At 69.4% G+C, this 23,191-nt stretch carries 22 protein-coding genes; 14 read left to right on the forward strand and 8 right to left on the reverse strand.

All coding sequences use genetic code 11. From position 1 onward, the window contains the following. Nucleotides 1-3 precede the first annotated feature (3 nt). The 6 genes from purU to DPQ23_RS09810 form a co-directional block, all read right to left on the reverse strand. On the reverse strand, nucleotides 4-888 hold the full coding sequence (gene purU, locus DPQ23_RS09785) for a formyltetrahydrofolate deformylase (RefSeq protein ID WP_112874517.1): 885 nt from the start codon (nucleotides 886-888) through the stop codon (nucleotides 4-6). 108 nt (nucleotides 889-996) lie between these two features. Beyond that, nucleotides 997-1,320, reverse strand: coding sequence for a 2Fe-2S iron-sulfur cluster-binding protein (locus tag DPQ23_RS09790; RefSeq protein WP_112874518.1), 324 nt, complete (start codon nucleotides 1,318-1,320; stop codon nucleotides 997-999). A gap of 79 nt (nucleotides 1,321-1,399) precedes the next feature. Then, nucleotides 1,400-2,608 (reverse strand): beta-ketoacyl-[acyl-carrier-protein] synthase family protein, encoded by a 1,209-nt coding sequence (locus tag DPQ23_RS09795; RefSeq protein ID WP_112874589.1) that lies wholly within the window; start codon nucleotides 2,606-2,608, stop codon nucleotides 1,400-1,402. An 89-nt stretch (nucleotides 2,609-2,697) separates the two neighbouring features. Then, nucleotides 2,698-2,961, reverse strand: coding sequence for an acyl carrier protein (locus tag DPQ23_RS09800; RefSeq protein ID WP_112874519.1), 264 nt, complete (start codon nucleotides 2,959-2,961; stop codon nucleotides 2,698-2,700). A gap of 14 nt (nucleotides 2,962-2,975) precedes the next feature. Beyond that, nucleotides 2,976-4,076, reverse strand: coding sequence for a UDP-3-O-(3-hydroxymyristoyl)glucosamine N-acyltransferase (lpxD, locus tag DPQ23_RS09805; protein ID WP_112874520.1), 1,101 nt, complete (start codon nucleotides 4,074-4,076; stop codon nucleotides 2,976-2,978). A gap of 25 nt (nucleotides 4,077-4,101) precedes the next feature. Then, nucleotides 4,102-5,688 carry a L,D-transpeptidase family protein gene (locus DPQ23_RS09810; RefSeq protein ID WP_240602608.1) on the reverse strand — a complete coding sequence of 529 codons (1,587 nt, stop codon included), beginning with the start codon at nucleotides 5,686-5,688 and terminating at the stop codon, nucleotides 4,102-4,104. A 368-nt stretch (nucleotides 5,689-6,056) separates the two neighbouring features. Here DPQ23_RS09810 and mepK point away from each other — a divergent pair, with 368 nt between their 5' ends. From mepK to DPQ23_RS09840, 6 genes are all read left to right on the forward strand, one after another. After that, nucleotides 6,057-6,614 carry a peptidoglycan L,D-endopeptidase MepK gene (gene mepK, locus DPQ23_RS09815; protein ID WP_112874521.1) on the forward strand — a complete coding sequence of 186 codons (558 nt, stop codon included), beginning with the start codon at nucleotides 6,057-6,059 and terminating at the stop codon, nucleotides 6,612-6,614. Nucleotides 6,615-6,840: 226 nt separating this feature from the next. Then, entirely contained in the window at nucleotides 6,841-8,013 is a 1,173-nt protein-coding gene (locus DPQ23_RS09820; RefSeq protein WP_112874522.1) for a DegT/DnrJ/EryC1/StrS family aminotransferase, read from the forward strand. A gap of 5 nt (nucleotides 8,014-8,018) precedes the next feature. Beyond that, nucleotides 8,019-9,095 (forward strand): GDP-mannose 4,6-dehydratase, encoded by a 1,077-nt coding sequence (gmd, locus tag DPQ23_RS09825; RefSeq protein ID WP_112874523.1) that lies wholly within the window; start codon nucleotides 8,019-8,021, stop codon nucleotides 9,093-9,095. Further along, nucleotides 9,092-10,519 (forward strand): mannose-1-phosphate guanylyltransferase/mannose-6-phosphate isomerase, encoded by a 1,428-nt coding sequence (locus tag DPQ23_RS09830; protein WP_112874524.1) that lies wholly within the window; start codon nucleotides 9,092-9,094, stop codon nucleotides 10,517-10,519. Before gmd ends, DPQ23_RS09830 begins: the two co-directional genes overlap by 4 nt. Then, entirely contained in the window at nucleotides 10,516-11,454 is a 939-nt protein-coding gene (locus DPQ23_RS09835) for an NAD-dependent epimerase/dehydratase family protein (protein ID WP_112874525.1), read from the forward strand. Before DPQ23_RS09830 ends, DPQ23_RS09835 begins: the two co-directional genes overlap by 4 nt. A gap of 96 nt (nucleotides 11,455-11,550) precedes the next feature. After that, nucleotides 11,551-12,903: an MATE family efflux transporter gene (locus tag DPQ23_RS09840; protein WP_112874526.1), complete on the forward strand. Its 1,353-nt coding sequence runs from the start codon at nucleotides 11,551-11,553 to the stop codon at nucleotides 12,901-12,903. A 20-nt stretch (nucleotides 12,904-12,923) separates the two neighbouring features. Here the strand turns inward: DPQ23_RS09840 and DPQ23_RS09845 are convergent, their stop codons facing one another. Beyond that, entirely contained in the window at nucleotides 12,924-14,879 is a 1,956-nt protein-coding gene (locus DPQ23_RS09845) for a potassium transporter Kup (protein WP_240602610.1), read from the reverse strand. 148 nt (nucleotides 14,880-15,027) lie between these two features. Beyond that, a complete protein-coding gene (locus DPQ23_RS09850) occupies nucleotides 15,028-15,642 on the reverse strand; it encodes a TetR family transcriptional regulator C-terminal domain-containing protein (RefSeq protein WP_112874527.1) in 615 nt (204 codons plus the stop codon). A gap of 133 nt (nucleotides 15,643-15,775) precedes the next feature. On the opposite strand from DPQ23_RS09850, the gene aptA reads away from it, so the two are divergent. The 8 genes from aptA (at nucleotide 15,776) to DPQ23_RS09890 (ending at nucleotide 23,176) form a co-directional block, all read left to right on the forward strand. After that, on the forward strand, nucleotides 15,776-17,101 hold the full coding sequence (aptA, locus tag DPQ23_RS09855; protein WP_112874528.1) for an omega-aminotransferase AptA: 1,326 nt from the start codon (nucleotides 15,776-15,778) through the stop codon (nucleotides 17,099-17,101). Continuing rightward, a complete protein-coding gene (locus DPQ23_RS09860) occupies nucleotides 17,101-17,391 on the forward strand; it encodes a cupin domain-containing protein (RefSeq protein ID WP_112874529.1) in 291 nt (96 codons plus the stop codon). Before aptA ends, DPQ23_RS09860 begins: the two co-directional genes overlap by 1 nt. 55 nt (nucleotides 17,392-17,446) lie before the next feature. Next, a complete protein-coding gene (locus DPQ23_RS09865; RefSeq protein ID WP_112874530.1) occupies nucleotides 17,447-18,718 on the forward strand; it encodes a Zn-dependent hydrolase in 1,272 nt (423 codons plus the stop codon). Continuing rightward, nucleotides 18,711-19,034, forward strand: coding sequence for a hypothetical protein (locus DPQ23_RS09870; protein ID WP_205961431.1), 324 nt, complete (start codon nucleotides 18,711-18,713; stop codon nucleotides 19,032-19,034). The genes DPQ23_RS09865 and DPQ23_RS09870 overlap by 8 nt, the downstream gene beginning before the upstream one ends. A 7-nt stretch (nucleotides 19,035-19,041) precedes the next feature. Further along, on the forward strand, nucleotides 19,042-20,493 hold the full coding sequence (gene hydA / locus DPQ23_RS09875) for a dihydropyrimidinase (RefSeq protein ID WP_112874532.1): 1,452 nt from the start codon (nucleotides 19,042-19,044) through the stop codon (nucleotides 20,491-20,493). Nucleotides 20,494-20,495: 2 nt separating this feature from the next. Then, nucleotides 20,496-21,275, forward strand: a complete 780-nt coding sequence (locus DPQ23_RS09880; protein WP_420818577.1) for an ABC transporter ATP-binding protein — start codon at nucleotides 20,496-20,498, stop codon at nucleotides 21,273-21,275. A gap of 78 nt (nucleotides 21,276-21,353) precedes the next feature. Beyond that, the gene (locus DPQ23_RS09885; RefSeq protein ID WP_112874534.1) at nucleotides 21,354-22,217 is read left to right on the forward strand and encodes an ABC transporter permease; all 864 of its coding nucleotides are present in this window, start codon (nucleotides 21,354-21,356) and stop codon (nucleotides 22,215-22,217) included. Nucleotides 22,218-22,348: 131 nt separating this feature from the next. Further along, nucleotides 22,349-23,176 (forward strand): ABC transporter permease, encoded by an 828-nt coding sequence (locus tag DPQ23_RS09890; RefSeq protein ID WP_112874592.1) that lies wholly within the window; start codon nucleotides 22,349-22,351, stop codon nucleotides 23,174-23,176. Nucleotides 23,177-23,191 lie beyond the last annotated feature (15 nt).

A 23,191-nucleotide genomic window follows, 5' to 3' on the forward strand; every position in this document is an offset into this window, starting at 1 on the left:
CGCTCAGCCCATCCGCTCGGACGCATGGCCCCCCGGACTGGCCGGGAACACCACCGTCTTGGTGCCGTTCAGGAACACCCGGTGGTGGATATGGGCGTGGATCGCGCGCGACAGGACCTGCGCCTCGACGTCACGGCCCAGGCTGACGTAATCCTCGGGGCTTTGGGCGTGGGTGACGCGGGTCGTGTCCTGTTCGATGATCGGCCCCTCGTCCAGGTCTGCGGTCACATAATGCGCCGTGGCCCCGATCAGCTTGACCCCCCGCTCGTGCGCCTGCTTGTAGGGATTGGCGCCCTTGAAGCTGGGCAGGAACGAATGGTGGATGTTGATGATCCGCCCCGCCATGCGGTCGCAGAAGGCGTCCGACAGCACCTGCATATAGCGCGCCAGCACCACCAGTTCGGCCCCCGATTCCTCGACCACCGCCATCAGCCGCGCCTCTGCCTCGGCCTTGGCGGCGGGGGTGACGCGGATGTGGTGGAACGGGATGTCGGCGTTCACCACCACCTTCTGATAGGTCATGTGGTTCGACACGACGCCCACGATCTCGATCGGCAGGGCGCCGATCCTCCAGCGATACAGGATGTCGTTCAGGCAGTGGCCGAAGTTCGACACCATGACCAGCACCCGCATCCGGTGCCCCGGGGGATAGAACGCCCACTCCATCCCGTAGGTCCCGGCGATCTCGCCAAATCCCGCACGCAGGCTGTCGGCATCGGCGCCGGTTTCGGACCTGAACCCCACCCGCATGAAGAAGCGGCCATTGTCGCGGTCGTCGAACTGGGCCGAATCGGTGATGTTGCAGCCGTTCTGGGCCAGATAGCCGGCGACGGCGGCCACGATGCCGCGGCGGGACGGACAGGCGACGGTCAGGACAATGTCGGACATCGGGAACGCTCGGACTTGCTGAGGATGCGGCATCTTGCCCTGCGGGCGTCCCGCGACGCGGCTGCCACGCGACACCCCGGCGGACGGATTGCGACGCGGCCTGCGGTTTCAGATCTGCTTTTCGGGCATCTGCACGACCAGGCCGTCCAGCGCCGGCGTGACCGTGATCTGGCACGTCAGGCGCGAGCGCACGGCATCGGGCTGCCAGGCAAAGTCCAGCATGTCCGATTCCATCGGGTCGCGCGGGGGCAGGCGGTCCACCCATTCGGGTGCGACATAGACGTGGCAGGTCGAGCAGGCGCACGCCCCGCCGCAGTCGGCGTCGATGCCGGGCACGTTGTTGTCGCGCGCCCCTTCCATGACGGTCATGCCGGGCCTGACCTCGACCTCGTGCCGGGTGCCGTTCCATTCGATATAGGTGATCTTCGCCATCGGTTCGCCCTTGTCTGCGCACGCCGGACATAGGCCAGCGCGGCGGCGAATGAAAGTGCGCCGGGGCCCCGCGCCACGCTCAGGCGCGGCGCAGGGCCAGCACGGCGTTCAACCCGCCAAAGGCGAAGGCGTTGGACAGAACGGCGTCCACCCGCGCCTCTCGAGCGACGTTGGGCACGACGTCCAGCGCGCATTCGGGGTCCGGCTCCTCATAGCCGATGGTGGGGGCGATGATGCCGTCGCGCAGGGCCAGGATGCAGGCCAGCAACTCGATCGCGCCCGTCCCGCCGATGACATGGCCGTGCATCGCCTTGGTGGACGAGATCATCAGCCGGTCTGCGTGATGGCCGAAGGCATGCGCCACGGCGGCGCATTCGGTCTTGTCGTTCGCCGCCGTGCCGGTGCCGTGGGCGTTGATGTAGCCGATCTGCTCGGGGTTCAGCCCGGCGTCGGCCATGGCGCCGGCGATCGCCCGCTCGGCCCCCTGGGCGGACGGCATCACGATGTCCTGGGCGTCCGCGGACATGGCGAACCCGACCACCTCGGCCAGGATGTCGGCCCCGCGGGCCGTCGCGTGGTCCCAGTCCTCGAAGACGAAGACGCCCGCGCCCTCGCCCTGGACCATGCCGTTGCGGTTGGCGGAAAACGGGCGGCAGGCGTCCCTGGACATGACGCGCAGCCCCTCCCACGCCTTGACGCCGCCAAAGCACAGCATCGCCTCGGCCCCGCCCGACAGCATCACCCGCGCCGCACCCGAGCGCACCATCTGGAACGCAAGGCCCATGGCGTGATTCGACGACGCGCAGGCCGTGGCGACGGTAAAGGCCGGGCCGCGCAGGCCGAACTCCATGCTGACGTGGCTTGCGGCGGCGTTGTTCATCAGCTTGGGGACGACGAAGGGATGAACGCGGTTCTTCCCTTCCTCATAGACGGCGCGGTAATTCTCGTCCCAGGTGTTCAGCCCGCCCCCCGCCGTGCCCAGCACCACGCCGGAACACAGGCCCAGCTCTCCGTGGAACGTCAGGCCAGACTGCATCACCGCCTCCTTGGCGGCCAGCATCGTGAACTGGGTGAACTTGTCGTACAGGGAAATCTGCTGGCGGTTGAAATAGGTCTCCGGCTCCCAGTCGTGGACCTGGGCGCCGATGCGGACGGACAGCCGGTCCACGTCGCGAAAGTTCAGCTCTCCGATCCCGCAGCGGCCCTCGCGCAGCGCAGCCATCGTCTCGGGCACGCTGCGGCCCAGCGCGTTGACCGTGCCTGCCCCCGTGATGGCCACGCGGCGCAGCCCGCCGCGCAGGGCGGCCGGGGTTGCGGCCGCGACCGGGGGCGAGGCAGGGCGGTCCGGGCCCCTGCCCCTGTCCTTGCGCTTTGCGTTCATGCCTTGGCAGCGACCAGCTTTTCGACCGCCGTGATGATCGTGCCCAGCGACGAGATGTCGAAGTCGGACTGCGAGGGCTCGTTGGCGTTGAAGGGAATCGAGATGTCGAAGGCCTCTTCGATGGCGAAGATCGACTCGACCAGCCCCAGGCTGTCGATGCCCAGTTCGGCCGGCGTCATCTGCGGCTGGATTTCGGACGGTTCCAGCATGGCCTGTTCGGCAATGATGGCGACGATGCGATCGTGGACGTCTGACGACATGGGAAACCTCCGGGTCAGCCCTTTTCCAACAGGCGTGTAACGGTTTTCTGAAGCTCGGCCAGTTGCGCCGCCATGCGCGGCAGGCGGCGCGCGGCCTTTTGCATCTCGACCTGGGTCTGCATCCGGGTCGCGGGCGATCCCAGGATGACGCGCCCGGCCGGCACGTTGGTGAAGATCTTGGACGCGCCCCCCGCGATCACGTCGTCGCCGACAAAGATGTTGTCGCTGACCCCGCATTGCCCGCCCAGCACCACGCGGTCCCCGATCCGGGCGGACCCCGCGACGCCGACCTGCCCGCACAGCAGCGAGTCGCGGCCGACCTGGACGTTGTGGCCCAGATGGACCATGTTATCCAGCTTGGTCCCGTCGCCGACCCGGGTCGCGCGGATGGTCCCGCGGTCGATGGTGGCGTTGGCCCCGACCTCGACATCGTGGCCCAGCGTCACGCCGCCCAGCGAATGGATGCGCACCCAGTGCTGGTCCGTCGCCTCGACCTGCGCGCCCAGGCTGCGGCGGGCCTGTTCGACGCCCGATTCCCCCGGCGTGACAAAGGAAAACCCGTCGCTGCCGATCACCGCGCCCGACTGCACGATCAGCCGGTCGCCGGCCATGACGCCATGGGCGATGCGCACGCCCGCGTGGATCAGCGCGTCGTCCCCGATGCGCGTGCCTGCGCCGATCGACACGTGGCTTGCGATGCGCGCCCGTGCGCCGATGCGGACGCCGGGCCCGATCACGACGAAGGGGCCGATCGCGGCGTCCGGGGCCAGTTCGGCCGAAGGGTCGATCACCGCGCTGGCGTGGATGCCGGGCGCCATGTCCGCGCCCCGGTCCAGCGCACGGGTCAGCCCTGCCATCGCCAGCCGCGGGCGGCCGACCAGAACGGCGGCGGCCAGCCCCAGCGCCTCGGGGTCCATCCCCTCGGCAAGCAGCGCGGCGGCGCCCGGGGCAAGCTGCGCGGCATAGGCGGGCGACATCGCCATCGCGATCAGCCCGGCGCCGTCGCGCACGGCCCCTGCGTCGGCGGGTTCCGCCGCGCCGCTGATGCGGACGGCGCCGTCGCCCCAAAGGCGCGCGTCCAGCGCGCGGGCAAGTTCGGCCATGGTCAGGGTCATCGGCGCCTCCTGTCGAGGGCACCTTCTACTCGGCCAGCGCCACCGTTTCCAGAGCGCCCGCCGCCCCTGCCCGTTCAAGGCCCGCCCAGACCGCGGCGTCGCGCCCATAGACGTCGGGATAGCTGCGAAGGGTGCCGTCCTCGTCCGGGATCAGGGTGAAATAGACCAGATGCACCGGCACCGTCCGATCCAGCTTGAGCCAGCTTTCCTTGCCCGAGGCGCGGGCGCGTGCATAGCGCGCCGGGGGATCGGCGACCTGGCCGCGCAGCAGCTCGTGCGCCAGATCGACCGGCCGCGCGACCCGGATGCAGCCGTGCGAAAAGGCGCGCCGCGTCTCGTTGAACAGGCCCCGCGACGGCGTGTCGTGCAGATAGATGTTCATCGGGTTGGGGAAGATGAACTTGACCTCGCCCAGCGCATTGTCGTCGCTGGGCTTCTGGCGCAGGCGAAAGGGAAAGTTCGCCGCCGTATAACGCCCGAAGTCGATGCCGTCGCGCGACACCACCCGCCCCCGCCCGTCGATCACGTCCAGATGGCGTGCCGCGTTGCGGTTGGCCTTCAGCCGCGGCAGGTATTCCTTGACGGTAATGGATCGCGGCACGTTCCAGCGCGGGTTCACGACCACATGCTCCATCTGGTCGGAAAATTCGGGGGTCTGCATGGCGTGGTCGGTCTTGCCGATGACGACGCGGGTCTGGAAGACCGTCCGCCCCCCCTCGACGATGCGGGCGGTGTATTCGGGCAGGTTCACCCAGACATGGCGCGCCGCAAGGTCGTGGCCGTTCAGCCAGCGCATGCGCTCCAGCGCGATCATCAGCGCGCGGGTGCGCGCCCCGCGGCCCTGGTTCAGCCGGGCGATCGTCCGGGGGCCTGCCACGCCGTCCGCCGGCAACCCGGCGCGGTCCTGAAAGCGCGCCACCGCGTCGGTCAGCGCGGGGTCGAACAGGGCCGGGTCCGCGCTGTCGGCCCCAAACCCGACCGAGGCCAGACGGGCCCGCAGGGCGGCGACGCCGTCCCCCCTCAGCCCCTCGCGCCAGGTGCCGGGGGGAACCGGGGCCGTGCCCTCGGGGGCCGAAAGCCCGTCCTCGTCGGCCAGCGCCTGTTGCAGGATGCGATAGCGGGGATCGCGCGGCGGCAATTGCGCCAGCACCGACGCGGGGTCGGACGCGGCGGCAAAGCGCGCGAGCAGGTCGTCCACCGGCGTGCGGATCACCTCGCGCCGGTTCGTCGAGTCGATCCTGCGCGGGGTCAGCACGCCGCCCTGCACGTCATGGGCCCAGGCCGCAAAGCTGCGGGCGAACGCCGCCTCGACGCGGACGGCGGGACTGTCGGGCCGGTCAAGCGCCCGCAGCCGGTCCAGCCCATAGCGCGCGGCCGGCAGACCGTGCGCGGGGGCCGTTTCCACCGCCGCGATCAGCGCGGCACGGCGCGCGGCCGCCTGGGGTCCCGCGAACACCGGCGCCAGCGCGCGCTGCCCGTACCACGACGCCAGCCCCGGATCGGGGGCCACGGCCCGCGCCAGCGCCAGCTGATCGGCGGTGAAATCCAGCTTGGGCGCCGAGAACTGCGCCAGCGCCGCCGCGGGCAGCAGCGCAAGGAGGGCGGCACCCACCAGCCGCAACCGCCGTGCCGATCCAAGCCCATCGATTCGCGCGCAAGCTGTGGACGGGCCTGTCTGGGAGGGTGATCTGGTCATGACCAAAGCAATGCGCACCCGCGGCCCGCCGGTCCACACACGCCCGCGCGAGCGAAGGGAAATCCCGCTTGACGTGGCAAACATGGAACAGACTCAGGGTGCTTGGTTCCCGCCGAGGTTGTGCTAAGCGACATTTCGCCGATCGGGGCACAAAATCGCCAGCCGGCGGAACGACGCTTCCGCAACACCCCGGGTGGTGACATATTGTTATCCATTCCGGACTAAACCGGGCCCCGCCACGCACCGGTGGCACAGAAACGAACGCAGGACAGGCGGATCTGAACATGACCTTCGAATTCTCGCGTCGCGGCATTCTGGGCGTATTCGCGGCGACCACGGTCGCGGCGGCGCCGGTGATGGCCAATGCCTTCGGCATCATCAGGGGGGCCGGCGATTATCGCCGGGTCCGCATGTACTCGGGCCGGACGGGCGAAAGCATCGACACCGTCTATTGGGTCGAGGGGAAATACGTTCGCGACGCGCTGAACGAGATCAACGTGTTCATGCGCGACTGGCGCACCGGGCAGGTGATCGGCATCGACCCGCGCACCGTGGACATCGCGGCCGCCAGCCACCGGCTGCTGCAGACCAATGAACCCTACATGATGCTGTCGGGCTATCGCTCGCCCAAGACCAACGCCATGCTGCGGTCGCGGTCGTCGGGCGTGGCGCGCAACTCGCTGCACATGACGGGCAAGGCCGCGGACCTGCGGCTGAAATCCCGCTCGGTCAGCCAGATGTACAAGGCCGCGGCCACCTGCCGCGCGGGCGGCGTCGGCAAGTACCCGCGCTCGAACTTCGTGCACATGGACTGCGGTCCGCTGCGCACCTGGGGCGGCTGAGCCCTGCAAACCGGACGTGCGGATGCAACGGGCCTGCCGATCGGCGGGCCTTTTGCGTTGATCCGTCCCGTGCCCCACCCTGCCCTGCGGCGACAATCACGGCGTTGCCGATGCCGCACCGGCGAACAATCGGCCGCCCGCACCCTTGCGGCCCGTGACACCGCAGGTTGAACCGGGCACACAGCGCCTGCGGGCCGGTTGATGTCCCGGCCGTGAAGGGATCGCCATGTTCTATCCGCTCGCCTCGACCACCTGGGCCGATGCCGAATACGCCGCGCTGGACCGTGTGATCCGGTCGGGCCGGTTCACCATGGGCCCCGAGGTGCGCGCCTTTGAGCAGGCCTTCGCCGCCTGGTCGGGCAGCCGTTACGCGGTGATGGCATCGTCGGGGTCGGCGGCGAACCTGCTGGCCGTGGGCGCGGCCTTCTGGCACCCCGACCTGGGCTGGGCTGCGGGGGACGAGGTGATCGTGCCCGCGGTCAGCTGGTCCACCACCTATTTCCCCGTCACCCAGACCGGTCTGCGGCTGCGCTTCGTTGACATCGACGCCGACACCCTGAACATCGACCCCGCGCTGGTCGAGGCCGCGATCACCCCCCGCACCCGCGCCGTCCTGGCCGTCAACCTGCTGGGCAACCCGGCCGCGCTGACCCGGCTGCGCGCGATCTGCGACCGCCACGGCCTGATCCTGGCCGAGGACAGCTGCGAGTCGATGGGGGCCATGCTGGACGGGCGGCAGGCCGGCACCTTCGGGCTGTTCGGCACGTTCTCCAGCTTTTTCTCGCACCACATCTGCACGATGGAAGGCGGGATGATCGTCACCGACGACCGAAGGCTGTACGACACGTTGCTGTCGCTGCGCGCCCATGGCTGGGTGCGCGACCTGCCCCCGGACACGCACCTGCCCGTCGATCCCGACCCCTTCGTGCGCCAGTTCCGGTTCGTGCTGCCCGGCTACAACCTGCGCCCGCTGGAGCTTGAGGGCGCGCTGGGCGTGCCGCAGCTGAACCGCCTGCCGGGATTCGTGGCGGCCCGGCGCGCCAACGGGGCGCTGTTCGCGCAGGCGTTCGCCGACCTGCCCGACGTGCGCATCCAGGCCGAGACCGGCGAATCGTCCTGGTTCGGCTTTGCCATGACGCTGCGGGGCCGGCTGGCCGGACGGCGGGCAGAGCTGGTGCGCGCCCTGACCGCGGCCGGCATCGAATCGCGCCCGGTGGTCGCGGGCAACTTCCTGGCCAACCCGGTGATCGCCAAGCTGGACCACAGCGTCGCAGGCCCGGTGCCCGCAGCCGAGACGATCGACACGGACGGGCTGTTCACCGGCAACCACCACTATCCCATCCCCGACCAGATCGCGCGGCTGCGCGAGGTGGTGGGCGATGTCGCGGCGCGGGGCTGAGGGGCATGAGCGCGAAAACCGCCCTCATCACCGGGATCACCGGACAGGATGGCGCCTATCTGGCCGAGCTGCTGCTGGCCAAGGGCTATGTCGTGCACGGCATCAAGCGCCGCTCGTCCAGCTTCAACACCGCGCGCATCGACCACCTGCAGATCGACGAGCACCGCAACGAGCGGTTCCACCTGCATTACGGCGACATGACGGATTCGACCGCGCTGATCCGCACGGTCGCGCAGGTCCAGCCCGACGAGATCTACAACCTTGCCGCGCAAAGCCACGTCAAGGTCAGCTTCGAGATGCCGGAATACACCGCCAACGCCGACGGCATCGGCACGCTGCGCCTGCTCGAGGCGATCCGGCTGCTGGGGATGGAACGACGCACCCGATTCTATCAGGCGTCCACCTCCGAACTGTACGGCGCGGTGGCCGAGACCCCGCAATCGGAAAGAACGCCCTTCCGTCCCCGCTCGCCCTATGCGGCGGCCAAGCTTTATGCCTATTGGATCACGGTGAACTATCGCGACGCCTATGGGATGTTTGCGTCCAACGGAATCCTGTTCAACCACGAAAGCCCCATCCGCGGCGAAACCTTTGTCACCCGCAAGATCACCCGTGCGGTCGCGGCGATCACCCTGGGGTTGCAGGATCGCCTGTATCTGGGCAACCTGGACGCGTTGCGCGACTGGGGTCATGCGCGCGACTATGTCGAGGGGATGTGGCGCATCATGCAACATGACGTGGCCGACGATTTCGTGCTGGCGACGGGGCGGATGCACAGCGTGCGCCAGTTCTGCGAGATGGCGTTCGCCGAGGCGGGCGTGGCGCTGGACTGGCGCGGCGCGGGCGTGGACGAGGCCGGCTATCAGGCCGGCACCGACCGCCGCCTGATCGAGATCGACCCGGTCTACTTCCGCCCGACCGAGGTCGAGCAACTGTGCGGCGACGCGGCCAAGGCGCGCGACACGCTGGGCTGGACAGCGACCACGCCGTTTCCGCAGATGGTCGCGGAAATGGTCGCCGAGGATCGGCGGCTTCTGGAAACCGAGCGGCTTGCGCGCCGCGCCTATGGAATCGTCGAATGAACCAGATCACGCCGGTCCTGTTGTCGGGCGGCAGCGGCACCCGCCTGTGGCCCGTGTCCCGCAAGTCCTTTCCCAAGCAGTTCGCGCCGCTGATCGGCGACCGGACGCTGTTTCAGGCGTCGGCCCTGCGGCTGTCGGGGCCGCGCTATGGCGCGCCGGTGGTGATGACCAACGCCGATTTCCGCTTTATCGTCACCGAGCAGCTGGATCAGATCGGACTGAAGCCGGCCGCGATCCTGATCGAGCCTGCGGGCCGCAACACCGCCCCCGCCGTGCTGGCAGCGGCGCTGTATCTGGCGCGCACCGATCCCGACGCGGTGATGCTGGTCGCCCCATCCGATCACGTCGTGCCCGACGCCGAGGCGTTCGGGCGCGCGGTCGATCAGGGCCTGCCGCTGGCGCGGGCCGGGCGGATCGTGACCTTCGGCATCCAGCCCACGCGGGCCGAGACGGGCTATGGCTGGCTCGAGGTCGAGGGCGACGCCACGGACGGCCCCGCGCCCCTGCGCCGGTTCGTCGAAAAGCCGGACGCGGGCCGCGCGCAGGCGATGCTGGCGGACGGGCGGTTCCTGTGGAACGCGGGGATCTTCCTGTTCTCGGCCGCGACCATGATCGCGGCCTTCCGCGCCCATGCGCCCGAGTTCCTGGACCCCGTGCAGGCGGCACTGGACCAGGCGCGCCCCGACCTGGGGTTCCTGCGGCTGGCGCCCGAGCCGTGGGGGACGCTGCCGGACCTGTCCATCGACTATGCGGTGATGGAGAAATCCGACGCGCTGTCGGTGGTGCGCTTTGCCGACCACTGGTCGGACCTCGGCGGCTGGGACGCGATCTGGCGCGAAAACCAGGTCGACGCGCCCGCCGCGGGCGGCGTGGTCACGGACGCGCGGTCCACCGCCATCGACTGCCACAACGTCCTGCTGCGGTCGGAACACGACGACATGGAGGTCGTGGGCATCGGCCTGTCCAACATCATGGTGGTCGCCACCAACGATGCGGTGCTGGTCGCCGACATGGACCGCGCGCAGGACGTCAAGCAGGCCGTGGCGGCGCTGAAATCCAAGGGCGCCCGGCAGGCCGAGGCGTTCCGGCGCGACCACCGCCCCTGGGGCTGGTTCGAGACGCTGGTCATGGCCGACCGCTTTCAGGTCAAGCGCATCGTCGTCCATCCCGGCGCGGCGCTGAGCCTGCAAAGCCATGTCCACCGGTCCGAACACTGGATCGTCGTCAGCGGCACCGCGCGGGTGACGGTGGATGACACCGTGACGCTGGTGACGGAAAACCAGTCGATCTATGTGCCCCTGGGCGCGGTTCACCGCATGGAAAACCCCGGCAAGGTGCCGATGGTGCTGATCGAGGTGCAGACCGGCGTCTATCTGGGCGAAGACGACATCATCCGCTATGAAGACGTGTATTCCCGCACATGAGGGTCTGGCTGACCGGCGGATCGGGAATGCTGGGAACCACGATCCGGCACCTGGCCCCGCAGGTCGCGCCGGGTGTGACGCTGCTGGCGCCCCCGCGCGCGGAACTGGACCTGGCGGATCGGGCGGCGGTCGCGGACTGGCTGGCGGCGAACCCGGTCGACGCGGTCATCCACGCCGCCGCGCGGGTGGGCGGGATCGCCGCCAATATCGCGGACCCGGCGGGGTTCCTGACCGCGAACCTGCGCATCAACGACGCCGTCATCAGCGGCGCGGCCGAGGCGGGCGTGCCGCGGCTGCTGTTTTTGGGATCGTCCTGCATGTATCCGCGCGACCACCGCCAGCCGCTGGTCGAGGGCGACATCCTGGCCGCGCCCCTTGAGCCCACGAACGAGGGCTATGCGCTGGCCAAGATCACCGGCGCGCGGCTGTGCGACCATCTCTCGCGGCAGGCGGGCGTCGCCTATCGCACGCTGATCCCCTGCAACCTGTTCGGCACGCGCGATCACTTCGGCTCGGCGTCCGCGCATCTGCTGGCGGCGGCGATCACCAAGGTCGTGGACGCCCGGGACGCCGGCCGCGACACGGTCGAGATCTGGGGCACCGGCACCGCCCGGCGCGAGTTCCTGGACGCCGACCATCTGGCCCGGTTCATCCTGTCGGTGCTGCCGCGGCTGCCGGACCTGCCGGGGCTGCTGAACGTGGGGGCCGACGCGGACCACGCCGTCAACGACTGGTACGCCATGGTTGCGCGTGCGGCAGGCTGGCGCGGCCGGTTCACCCACGACCTGTCGCGGCCCGAGGGGATGCGCGCCAAGCTGATGTCCTCGGCCCGTGCCCGCGCGCTGGGGTATGAGCCCCCGACCACCGCCCGGATGCAGGCGTCCATCGCCGCGGCGGTCGCGGCCTGCCGGGCGCGCAAGGCCGCGGCGCCCTGACCGCGCGGGGCCTGACCGCGCAGGGCATTGTGCGCGCCCGGACCCGCCGCTAGGTCTGCGGTCCGGGCAGCCCGCCCCAGCGAAAAGGTCGCCGCGATGCCGCCCAGACCGCAGTTTCACACCGGCCCGCTGTGGCGCGCGTTCCTGGTCTTTCTGCTGCCCCTGATCGGGCAGAACATCCTGCAATCCCTGTCGATGACGGTCAACGCCATCGTGGTGGGGCGGATGCTGGGCACGGGGGCGCTGGCCGCGATGGCGACCTTCATGCCGGTGGCGTTCTTCTTCATCGCCTTTCTGATCGGCGTGACCGCGGGGGCCAGCGTCCTTGTCGGGCAGGCGTGGGGCGCGCAGAACATCGGGCTTGTGCGACGCATCGGCGGCACCGCCATCGGCGTGACGCTGGGGCTGGCGGCGGTGATCGGCGGCGGCGGATGGCTGGGGGCGCCGGCGATCCTGCGGCTGATGGGCACGCCGCCCGACATAATGGCGCCGGCCGTGACCTATGCGCGCGCGGCCTTTGCCACGATGCCGGTGCTGTTCGTGTTCATCGTCGCGGGCGCGCTGCTGCGCGGCACGGGCGATTCGCTTCGGCCGCTGGTGGTGCAGGCTGTGGCGACCGTGGTGTCGGGGGTGCTGACGGTCGCGATGGTCGGGCAGGCGGGCATGGGCGTGGCCGCCGCGGCGTGGTCGTCGGGGATCGCGCAGGCCGCGGGGCTGGCGGTGCTGGGGCTGTGGCTGCGCGCCCGCCGCCATCCGCTGGCGCCCGGACGCGCGCTGCTGGCGGCCCTGCTGCCCGACCTGGGGCTGCTGCGGGCCGTGCTGCGCATCGGCCTGCCCACGGGGGCGCAGCTGGTGGTCGGATCGCTGTCGGGGCTGGTCATCGTGGGGCTGATCAACCGCTTCGGATCGGACGCGACGGCGGCGTATGGGGCGGTCAGCCAGATCCAGAACTATGCCCAGTTTCCGGCGCTGTCGATCGGGATCGCGGCGTCGATCTTTGGCGCGCAGGCGATCGGCGCGGGGCAAAGCGACCGGCTGGGCGCGGTGCTGCGAACGGCGATGGCGATGAACCTGGCGCTGACCGGGGGTCTGGTCGGGCTGGTCTATCTGTTCTCGCGGCCCGTGGTGTCGCTGTTCCTGTCAGACCCCGAGGTGGTGGACCTGGCCCAGCACCTGCTGCACATCGTCAGCTGGTCGGCCCTGCTGTTCGGGGCCGGCACGATCTTTTCGGGCATCATGCGCGCGTCGGGCACGGTCATCCCCCCGATGCTGATCGCGATGGGCTGCGTCCTGCTGGTCGAGCTGCCGCTGGCGGTGCTGCTGTCGCGCCAGATGGGCCTGGGCGGCATCTGGTGGGCCTATGTCGCCAACTTCGCGGCGCTGCTGATCGGACAGGGCGCGTGGTACCTGCTGGTCTGGCGCCGTCGCCGCATCATCCCCCTTGTGTGACGGCAGGCACCGGCATCCCGTCAGATGTTGATCTGCTGGCCCAGTTCCACCACCCGGTTGGACGGCAGGCGATAGAAGTTCGTGGGCTCGGACGCCGAGCGATACATCCCCGCGTAAAGCCGCGCCGCCCACAGCGGCAGCAGCCGCCCCTTGCCCACGCGCAGGGACCGGCGGTTCAGGAAATACGACGTGGACATGATGTCGAACTTGTGGCCCATCGTCCTGGCGTTGGCCAGCGCACGGGGCACGTTCGGCTGCTCCATATAGCCAAAGCGCAACCAGACGCGGGAAAAGCGCGGGTCCAGAACCTCCAGCCGGAGGCGCTGGTCATCGGGGACGCGCGGCGTGTTCGCGACATCGACCTTCACGACGTAATTGCGCTCGTGCAGGACGCGGTTGTGCTTGAGGTTGTGCATCAGCGCCGGCGGCGCGATGTCGGGGTCGGCGGTCAGGAACACGGCGGTGCCCGGCACGACGACCGGCGGGCTGTCGGCCAGCTTGCCCACCAGGAAATCCAGCTTGACGCTTTCGGTCGACAGCTTCTGCTGCAGCTTCTGCGTGCCCTTGACCCAGGTCACCATGAACGTGATGACGACCGCGGCGAACATCAGCGGGATATAGCCGCCATCCAGCGTCTTCAGGATGTTGGCATAGAAGAAGACGATCTCGATCGCCAGCACCGGCAGCATGATCCCCAGCACCGTCACCCAACGCCAGTTCCACGCATAGCGGAAGACGATGATGGCCAGGAGCGAGGTGATGACCATGTCGCCCGTCACCGCGATCCCGTAGGCGCTGGCCAGCCGCGCCGACGATCCGAAGGCCAGCACCAGCGCGCAGACCCCCACCATCAGGATCGTGTTGACGCGTGGCAGATAGACCTGGCCCAGCTGCCGGTCCGAGGTGTGCTGGATTTCCAGCCGCGGCAGCAGGCCCAGCTGCACCGCCTGCTGCGACACCGAGAACGCGCCCGAGATCACCGACTGGCTGGCGATCACGGTGGCCGCGGTCGCCAGCAGCACCAGCGGCAGCATGAACCACGGCGGCGCCAGCAGGAAGAACGGGTTCGACGCGGTCTCGGGGTTCGACAGCACCATCGCCCCCTGCCCCATATAGCTGAGCGTCAGCGCCGGAAACACCAGCGCCATCCACGAGATGCGGACCGGCTTGCGGCCGAAATGGCCCATGTCGGCGTAAAGCGCCTCGGCGCCCGTCACGGCCAGGAAGACCGAGCCCATGACCGGCAGCGCGCCAAAGCCGTTCTCGGCGATGAAGCCTGCCGCGCGCAACGGGTTCAGCGCCTGCAGGATACGGGCGTCGTCGAACAGGTGCATCGCCCCCAGCACCGCCATCGTGACGAACCACACCAGCATGATCGGCCCGAACAGCCGCGCCACCGCCTCGGTTCCCGATCGCTGCACCCAGAACAGCGCGATGACGATCAGCAGGGTGACGGGCACGACCCAGCGGGCAAATCCGGGGAAGACCAGGTCCATCCCCTCGACGGCCGCCAGCACCGACATCGCGGGCGTGATCATCGCGTCGCCGAAGAACAGCGACACGCCCACGATGCCGATCAGATACAGCCACCACGTCCGCCGGTGCAGCGCGCCCTGGGCCTTGGCGACCAGCGACAGGGTGCCGCCCTCGCCGTTGTTGTCGGCCCGCAGGATCAGCACGACGTATTTCAGGGTCACGATCAGCACGACCGTCCAGAACAGCATCGACACGATGCCGATCACGGCGGTTTCGGCCATGCCGTGTTCATGGGCGTGCAACAGCGATTCGCGCAGGGCATACAGCGGCGAGGTGCCGATGTCGCCATAGACCACGCCCAGGGTGGCCAGGATCAGGGCCGCGCCCGGCGTCGCGTCAGGGTGCGGATGCGGCAGCGGGTGGGCGGTCGGCGGGACGACTGGCGGGGACTGTTCTCCGGCGTCGATGCCGCGCGGTTCCACGACAGGCTCGGTCATCATGTGCCCCATGTTGCGCCTGCGTTGTCTGCGCCGCCGCCGCTGTGTTGACAAGAGCGTGAATGACGATCCCCGCCGGAAAGCTCTGCAATCCGCCGATGGTCCTGCCCAGGCCGGCCGAGGCTGGCCGTTTTTGCGGCAGTCTGCTGCCTCAGGGCGTCAGCAGCCTGCGGTACATCCGGTCCAGGAAGGCGCCCGCCTCGGCAAAGGGGTCATGGCCGGGACCCAGGACCGCGCGCACCTGCAGGTCGAAATCGGCGTAATGCTGCGTCAGCGCCCAGATCGACATGATCAGGTGATGCGGATCGGCCGCCGCCAGCCGCCCCTGCGCCATCCAGCCCGCGACCAGCGCCGCCCGGTCGGCGACCAGCGCGGCCAGCTGCCCCCCCAGGACCGGCGCCAGATGCGGCGCGCCCTGCAGGATCTCGTGGGCGAACAGGCGGCTTTCGCGCGGATAGCGGCGCGACAGGTCCAGCTTGCGGGCGACATAGGCCAGGATCTCGTCCAGCGGCTGGCCGTCGGGGTCCATGTCGCGCAGCGGCGCCAGCCACAGGTCCAGCAGCCCGTCCAGCAGCGCGTGGTGGATCGCCTCTTTCGAGGGGAAGTAATACAGCACGTTCGGCTTGGAGAGCCCGGCCCCTTCGGCGATGCGGTCGATGGTCACGCCGGCATAGCCGTTGCTGGAAAACGCCTCCAGCGCGGCATCCAGGATCGCCTGGCGGTTGCGGGTCTGGATGCGGGTTCGCTGTGCGTCCAAATCGGGCATCGCACCTTTCCGCGGGCGGCGGCGATCGCGCCCGCTTGACTGCATACCGGCCCGTGCTAGCGTCGATCTGACCAGATGGTCAAGAATGAGCGGCGGACCAGCCTGGTCGGCTTCGTCAGCGGAAGGACAGCGCATGGCCCTGGATCGCAAGCCGGCCCCGAACGACCTGCGGGCGTTCTGGATGCCGTTCACCTCGAACCGGCAGTTCAAGGCCCAGCCGCGCATGATGGTCGCGGCCAAGGACATGCACTATACGGCCGCCGACGGACGCCAGATCTTGGACGGCACCGCCGGCCTGTGGTGCTGCAACGCCGGTCACTGCCGCCCGCGGATCACCCAGGCCGTCAGCGAGATGGTGGGCACGCTGGACTATGCGCCCGCCTTCCAGATGGGCCATCCCACCGCGTTCGAGCTGGCCAACCGCATCGTGGACATCGCGCCCGACGGGCTCGAGCACGTCTTCTACACCAACTCGGGGTCCGAGGCGGTGGACACCGCGCTGAAGATCGCGCTGGCCTATCATCGCGCGCGGGGCGAGGGGCAGCGGACCCGCCTGATCGGACGCGAGCGCGGCTATCACGGCGTCGGCTTCGGCGGCATCTCGGTGGGCGGCATCGTCAACAACCGGCGTTATTTCGGCACGGCGCTGAACGGGGTGGACCACCTGCCGCACACGCATCTGCCGGAAAACCGCATGACGCGCGGCCAGCCCAGCCACGGCGCGCATCTGGCCGACGAGCTGGAGCGCATCGTCGCGCTGCACGGCGCCGACACCATCGCCGCGGTGATCGTGGAACCGATGGCGGGGTCCACCGGCGTCCTGCTGCCCCCCAGGGGCTATCTCGACCGCCTGCGCGAGATCACCCGCAAGCACGGCATCCTGCTGATCTTCGACGAGGTCATCACCGGCTTCGGCCGGCTGGGCAGCCCGTTTGCGGCCCAGCACTTCGGCGTGACGCCCGACATGATCACCTGCGCCAAGGGGCTGACCAACGGCGTGATCCCGATGGGCGCTGTGCTGACCTCGGGGGCGATCCACGACGCCTTCATGTCCGGCCCCGACCATGTGATCGAACTGTTCCACGGCTACACCTATTCCGGGAATCCGGTGTCGTCGGCGGCGGGCATCGCCACGCTGGACACCTATGCCGAGGAAGGGCTGCTGACGCGCGCCGCCACGCTGGAACAGCACTGGGAGAATGCGCTGCACGGCCTGGCCGACCACCCCCATGTCATCGACATCCGCAACATGGGGCTGATCGGCGCGGTCGAGCTTGCGCCCATGGACGGCCAGCCGGGCAAGCGCGCCTTCGACACGTTCCTGCGCGCGTTCGAGGCGGGCATCCTGATCCGCGTGACCGGCGACATCATCGCGCTGTCCCCGCCCCTGATCATCAGCGAGGAGCAGATCGACGAGCTGATCGGCACGCTGGGCCAGGTTCTCAGGGCCGCGGCCTGATGCAGGGCTGCACCGCCACCCCGCAGCACGAGGATGAGCGGGTGCGTGTCACCCGCTTCGACTTTGCGCCGGGCGGGCAGACCGGCTGGCATGTCCACGCAATGGACTACGTGATCATCACGCTGACCGACTGCCCTTTGCGGCTGGAACTGCCCGAGGGCGAGACGCGCGAGACCACGATCCCGGCGGGCAGCAGCTACAGCCGGCCTGTAGGGACCGAACACAACGTCATCAACGCCGGCGACGTGCCGATGGCCTTTGTCGAGGTGGAACTGAAACGGCAGCACTGACGCCGACGCACCCGCCCGACGAAGGTGCGCGGCCCCGACAGGAAGGATCTGGGACATGACCTCGGACGAGGCTGCGGCGGTACCCGCCGCCAACATGCGCGTGAACGGCGAACGTCTGTGGGAGTCGCTGATGCAGATGGCCCGGATCGGGCCGGGCGTCGCCGGCGGCAACAACCGCCAGACCCTGACCGACGCCGACGCCGAGGGTCGCCGCCTGTTCCAGCGCTGGTGCGAGGACGCCGGCATGACCATGCAGGTGGACCGGCTGGGAAACATGTTCATGCGGCTGGAAGGCGCCGACCCCGACGCCGACCCGGTCTATATCGGCAGCCATCTGGACACCCAGCCCACGGGCGGCAAGTACGACGGCGTTCTGGGCGTGCTGTCGGGGCTGGAGGTCGTGCGGAGCCTGCGCGACATGGGGATCACGCCCCGCCGCCCGATCGTGGTCGTCAACTGGACCAACGAGGAAGGGGCGCGGTTCGCGCCCGCGATGCTCGCCTCGGGCGTGTTTGCGGGCGTGCTGGACGAGGATTTCGCCAACAGCCGCGAGGACGCGCAGGGCAAGCGTTTCGGCGAGGAACTGGACCGGATCGGCTGGCGCGGCGACCAGCCGGTCGGGGGCCGCCCGATCCATGCCATGTTCGAATACCACATCGAACAGGGCCCCATCCTCGAGGCCGAGAACAAGCAGATCGGCGTCGTGACCCACGGCCAGGGCCTGCGCTGGATCGAGATCACCGTGACCGGCAAGGCCAGCCACACCGGATCGACCCCCATGCGCCTGCGCCGCAACGCGGGCCGCGCGCTGGCCCAGATCACCGAACTGGTCCACGAGATCGCGATGAGCCACCAGCCGAACGCCGTGGGCGCCATCGGGCACATCGACGTCTATCCGAACAGCCGCAACATCATCCCGGAAAAGGTTGTCTTCACGGTCGATTTCCGCAGCCACCTGCTGCCCACCCTGACCGCGATGGTGGACGAGCTGACGGACCGCGCCCCCGCCCTGTGCCCCGCGCTGGGCTGCGACTTCGCGTCCCGGATCGTCGGCCAGTTCGACCCGCCCGCCTTCGACGAAACCCTGGTCGCCCGTATCCGCGACGCCGCGGACCGGCTGGGATACAGCCACATGGACATCGTGTCCGGCGCCGGACACGACGCCTGCTGGATCAACAAGGTCGCGCCCACGGTGATGATCATGTGCCCCTGCGTGGACGGGCTGTCCCACAACGAGGCCGAGGAGATCACGCCGGAATGGGCCAGCGCGGGGGCGGATGTGCTGCTGGATGCGGTGCTGGAGACGGCGGGGGTGGAGTGTGGCTGACCCGTTTTTGCTCACCCAGTTCGACGCTGCGATGTTTGATATATACACCCGCGCGAAAACCGAGGTTCGTTACAACGCCTCTGCCTTTCTGGGCATGCTGTACAGGGATAAGGGCCTGCTGACCGCAAAGCGACTTATTAACGCGCCTCAGGAATCGGATGGTTTTACCACACTTCAGCAGGCGGGACGTCTCGACCTGACCGTCGAGGCCGTCGTTCTCTCCGAGGCGCGTTGGAGAAGCCTCTTCACCGAAGAGGAACTCGACAAGGCTAGGAACAGGCTCAGGCGAGCACAGTATGAGCCAAAGGAGGGCTGAAGCACCCATGACCACCGTGATCCGCAACGGCACCATCGTCACCGCCGACCTGACCTATGCCGCCGATGTCCTCATCGAGAACGGCCGCATCGCTGACATCGGCCCGAACCTGTCCGGCGACACCGAACTGGACGCCACGGGCTGCTATGTCATGCCGGGCGGGATCGACCCGCACACGCATCTGGAAATGCCCTTCATGGGCACCTATTCGGCCGATGATTTCGAATCCGGGACGCGGGCGGCGCTGGCGGGCGGGACCACCATGGTCATCGACTTCGCCCTGCCCGCGCCCGACCAGTCGCTGCTGGATGCGCTGAAGATCTGGGACAACAAGACCGCGCGGGCGCATTGCGACTACAGCTTCCACATGGCGATCACCGGCTGGAACGAGGGCATCCACGCCGAGATGGCGCAGGTGGTGGACCGGGGGATCACCAGCTTCAAGCACTTCATGGCCTACAAGGGCGCGCTGATGGTCAACGACGACGAGCTGTTCGCGTCGTTCCGCCGTGTGGGCGACCTGGGCGGCATCGCCATGGTCCACGCCGAGAACGGTGACGTCGTGGCCGAGATGTGCGCCCGCCTGCTGGCCGAGGGCAACACCGGCCCCGAGGCGCACGCCTATTCCCGCCCGCCCCAGGTCGAGGGCGAGGCCACGAACCGCGCCATCATGATCGCCGACATGGCCCGCGTTCCGCTGTATGTCGTCCATGTCAGCTGCGAGGACAGCCACGAGGCGATCCGCCGCGCCCGCGCGCTGGGCAAGCGCGTCTGGGGCGAGCCCTTGATCCAGCACCTGACGCTGGACGAAAGCGAGTATTCCAACCCCGACTGGGACCATGCGGCGCGCCGCGTGATGTCGCCGCCGTTCCGCAACAGGCAGCATCAGGACAGCCTGTGGGCCGGGCTGATGTCGGGGTCGCTGTCCTGCGTGGCGACCGATCATTGCGCCTTTACCACCGCGCAGAAGCGGACGGGCATCGGGGATTTCACCAAAATCCCCAACGGCACCGGCGGGCTCGAGGATCGGCTGCCGATGCTGTGGACCCATGGCGTCGCGACCGGGCGGCTGACGCCGAACGAGTTCGTGGCCATCACCTCGACCAACATCGCCAAGATCATGGGGATGTATCCGCGAAAGGGCGCGGTGCTGGTGGGGGCGGACGCCGATCTGGTGGTGTGGGACCCCAGGGCCGGCAAGACGATCCGCGCCGCCACCCAGCAATCCGCCATCGATTATAGCGTGTTCGAGGGGCACGCGGTGACGGGCCTGCCGCGGTTCACCCTGACCCGCGGCCGCGTCGCCGTGACCGAGGGCAAGGTGGACGGCCGCGAAGGCCACGGCGCGTTCGTCGCCCGCACGCCCCAGGGCGAGGTGAACCGCGCCCTGTCGGCCTGGAAGGAGCTGACGGCGCCCCGCCCCGTCGAGCGGTCAGGCATTCCGGCGACGGGGGTGTGAGGGTGGACGGTCCCGTCGTGCAGGCCCATGCCGTCGGGCTGACCTTCCAGACCGCCGACGGCCCGGTCCATGCGCTCAAGGACGTGGACCTGACCATCCGGCGGGGCGACTTCGTCAGCTTCATCGGGCCGTCCGGCTGCGGCAAGACGACCTTCCTGCGCTGCATCGCGGGGCTGGAAACGCCCACCGCGGGCCGGCTGACGGTCAACGGGATGACGCCCGACGACGCGCGGCGGGCGCGGGCCTATGGCTATGTGTTCCAGGCGCCGGGTCTGTATCCATGGCGCACGATCGCCGGCAACATCGCCCTGCCGCTGGAGATCATGGGGTTTGCCCGCGCCGACCGGGCGCAGCGGGTGGCGCGGGTGCTGGACCTGGTGGACCTGGCCGGGTTCGGGGGCAAATATCCATGGCAGCTGTCGGGGGGCATGCAGCAGCGCGCGTCCATCGCGCGGGCGCTGTCCTTCGACGCCGACATCCTGCTGATGGACGAGCCCTTCGGTGCGCTGGACGAGATCGTGCGCGACCGCCTGAACGAGGCGCTGCTGGCGCTGTGGGACAAGACCGGCAAGACCATCGGCTTTGTCACCCATTCCATCCCCGAGGCGGTCTATCTGTCCACCAGGATCGTGGTGATGAGCCCCCGTCCCGGCCGCATCGCCGACATCATCGACAGCCCCCTGCCCCGGCAACGCCCGCTGGAGATCCGCGACACGCCCGAGTTCATCGCCGTCGCCCACCGCGTGCGCGAGGGGCTGCGCGCGGGACATTCCTATGACTGACCCCACCCCCCGCGCAGGCCGCCCTGTGCCCGCAGGCCGCAGCGGAACGGCCCGCGATGCGCGTCCCGGGCGCGCGGCATGAGGCGCGCCGTTCCCGTCCTGGCCGTGCTGGCCGCGATCGTCGTCGCCTGGTACCTGGCAGCCGTCTGGATGAACGCGCCCTGGGTGCGCGACCAGGCAGCGCGGGCGGGCGCGACGGTCACGACCGGCGATCTGCTGCGCCAGACGATGACGCTGGAACGCCCCGTCCTGCCTGCGCCCCACCAGGTCGCCGCCGGAGTGTGGCAAGGCGTGACGGGACAGCCCATCACCTCCAAGCGCAGCCTGGTCTGGCACGGCTGGGTGACGCTGTCGGCGACGCTGGCGGGCTTTGCCATCGGCTCGCTTGCCGGCATCCTGCTGGCGGTGGGGATCGTGCACAGCCGGGTCATGGACATGTCGATCATGCCCTGGGCCGTGGCCAGCCAGACCGTCCCGATCCTGGCCATCGCGCCGATGGTGATCGTGGTCTTTGCCAGCGCCGGGATCACGGGGTTGCTGCCCAAGGCGCTGATCTCGGCCTGGCTGTCGTTCTTTCCGGTGCTGGTGGGCATGGTGAAGGGGCTGCGCGCGTCCGACGCCATGCAGCTGGACCTGATGCGGTCGTGGAACGCGAACGAGGCGCGTATCCTGCGGCATCTTCGGCTGCCGGCCTCGCTGCCCTATCTGTTCGCCTCGCTCAAGGTGGCGGTCGCGGCGGCGCTGGTCGGCACCATCGTGGGCGAGCTGCCGGCCGGCGCCGCGCAGGGCCTGGGCGCGCGGCTGCTGTCGGGCAGCTACTACGGCCAGACCGTGCAGATCTGGGCCGCGCTGTTCGCCGCGGCCATCCTGGCGGCGGCGCTGGTGTGGCTGATCGGCCTGGCCGAGCGGCTGATCCTGCGACGCATGGGACTGGCCGCATGAGCGTGGCGATCCAGGGCCGGGGCCGGGGCGGGGGCCGAGGCACCGCGCTGCTGGGCATCGCGGCCGCGCTGGGGCTGGCCGCTGCGCTGGCCTGGGGCGAGTCGGCCGGGGCGCGCGCGCTGGCGCTGACGATGGTGTGGCTGCTTGCCTGGTCGGCCAACGCGCGGCTGGCGAACCTGCCGGTTCCCGCCCGGTGGCAGCGGCCGCGGCGGCTGGCGGTGGCCGCGATCTTCGGCCTGACCGTGCTGATGACCTGGCAGCTGGCGGTGACGATGTTCGCCGTGCCCTCGGTCATCCTGCCCGCGCCTTCGGCCATCGGGGCGCGGTTCGTGGCCAGCCTGCCGACGATCCTGTCGGACCTGTGGCAGACGCTGGTCAAGGGCGCGCTGACGGGATGGCTGACCGGCGCCGGGCTGGCCGTCGCCACCGCGGTCGCCATCGACCGCTCGCCCTTCCTGCAACGCGGCCTGCTGCCGGTCGGCAATTTCGTCGCGGCCCTGCCCATCGTCGGCATCGCGCCGATCCTGGTCATGTGGTTCGGCTTCGACTGGCAGTCCAAGGCCGCGGTCGTCGTGGTGATGGTGTTCTTTCCGATCCTCGTGAACATGGTCGCGGGGCTGGCCGCCACCGACGCGCTGCAACGCGACCAGATGGCGACGTGGAGCGCGGGGTACTGGCAAGGCCTGCTGAAGCTGCGGCTGCCCGCCGCCATGCCGTTTCTGTTCAACGGGCTGAAGATCACCACCACGCTTGCCCTGATCGGCGCCATCGTGGCCGAATTCTTCGGCAGTCCCACCCGCGGCATGGGATTCCGCATCTCGACGGCGGTCGGGCAACTGGACCTGGCGCTGGTCTGGGCCGAAATTCTGATGGCGGCCATCGCGGGGTCGCTGTTCTATGCCATCGTCGCGCTGATCGAACGGCGGGTCACCTTCTGGCACCCGTCGCAGCGCCCATAACGGGCAGAACCGCCC

This window comes from Paracoccus endophyticus, from assembly GCF_003286075.1.
Lineage (GTDB): Bacteria > Pseudomonadota > Alphaproteobacteria > Rhodobacterales > Rhodobacteraceae > Paracoccus > Paracoccus endophyticus.

Excerpts from the sequence above, each read along its gene's own strand:
- purU (WP_112874517.1), bottom strand. The coding sequence starts at position 888 with ATGTCCGACATTGTCCTGACCGTCGCCTGTCCGTCCCGCCGCGGCATC.
- DPQ23_RS09790 (WP_112874518.1), bottom strand. The coding sequence starts at position 1,320 with ATGGCGAAGATCACCTATATCGAATGGAACGGCACCCGGCACGAGGTC.
- DPQ23_RS09800 (WP_112874519.1), bottom strand. The coding sequence starts at position 2,961 with ATGTCGTCAGACGTCCACGATCGCATCGTCGCCATCATTGCCGAACAG.
- lpxD (WP_112874520.1), bottom strand. The coding sequence starts at position 4,076 with ATGACCCTGACCATGGCCGAACTTGCCCGCGCGCTGGACGCGCGCCTT.
- mepK (WP_112874521.1), top strand. The coding sequence starts at position 6,057 with ATGACCTTCGAATTCTCGCGTCGCGGCATTCTGGGCGTATTCGCGGCG.
- DPQ23_RS09820 (WP_112874522.1), top strand. The coding sequence starts at position 6,841 with ATGTTCTATCCGCTCGCCTCGACCACCTGGGCCGATGCCGAATACGCC.
- gmd (WP_112874523.1), top strand. The coding sequence starts at position 8,019 with ATGAGCGCGAAAACCGCCCTCATCACCGGGATCACCGGACAGGATGGC.
- DPQ23_RS09830 (WP_112874524.1), top strand. The coding sequence starts at position 9,092 with ATGAACCAGATCACGCCGGTCCTGTTGTCGGGCGGCAGCGGCACCCGC.
- DPQ23_RS09835 (WP_112874525.1), top strand. The coding sequence starts at position 10,516 with ATGAGGGTCTGGCTGACCGGCGGATCGGGAATGCTGGGAACCACGATC.
- DPQ23_RS09840 (WP_112874526.1), top strand. The coding sequence starts at position 11,551 with ATGCCGCCCAGACCGCAGTTTCACACCGGCCCGCTGTGGCGCGCGTTC.
- DPQ23_RS09845 (WP_240602610.1), bottom strand. The coding sequence starts at position 14,879 with ATGATGACCGAGCCTGTCGTGGAACCGCGCGGCATCGACGCCGGAGAA.
- DPQ23_RS09850 (WP_112874527.1), bottom strand. The coding sequence starts at position 15,642 with ATGCCCGATTTGGACGCACAGCGAACCCGCATCCAGACCCGCAACCGC.
- aptA (WP_112874528.1), top strand. The coding sequence starts at position 15,776 with ATGGCCCTGGATCGCAAGCCGGCCCCGAACGACCTGCGGGCGTTCTGG.
- DPQ23_RS09860 (WP_112874529.1), top strand. The coding sequence starts at position 17,101 with ATGCAGGGCTGCACCGCCACCCCGCAGCACGAGGATGAGCGGGTGCGT.
- DPQ23_RS09865 (WP_112874530.1), top strand. The coding sequence starts at position 17,447 with ATGACCTCGGACGAGGCTGCGGCGGTACCCGCCGCCAACATGCGCGTG.
- hydA (WP_112874532.1), top strand. The coding sequence starts at position 19,042 with ATGACCACCGTGATCCGCAACGGCACCATCGTCACCGCCGACCTGACC.
- DPQ23_RS09885 (WP_112874534.1), top strand. The coding sequence starts at position 21,354 with ATGAGGCGCGCCGTTCCCGTCCTGGCCGTGCTGGCCGCGATCGTCGTC.
- DPQ23_RS09890 (WP_112874592.1), top strand. The coding sequence starts at position 22,349 with ATGGTGTGGCTGCTTGCCTGGTCGGCCAACGCGCGGCTGGCGAACCTG.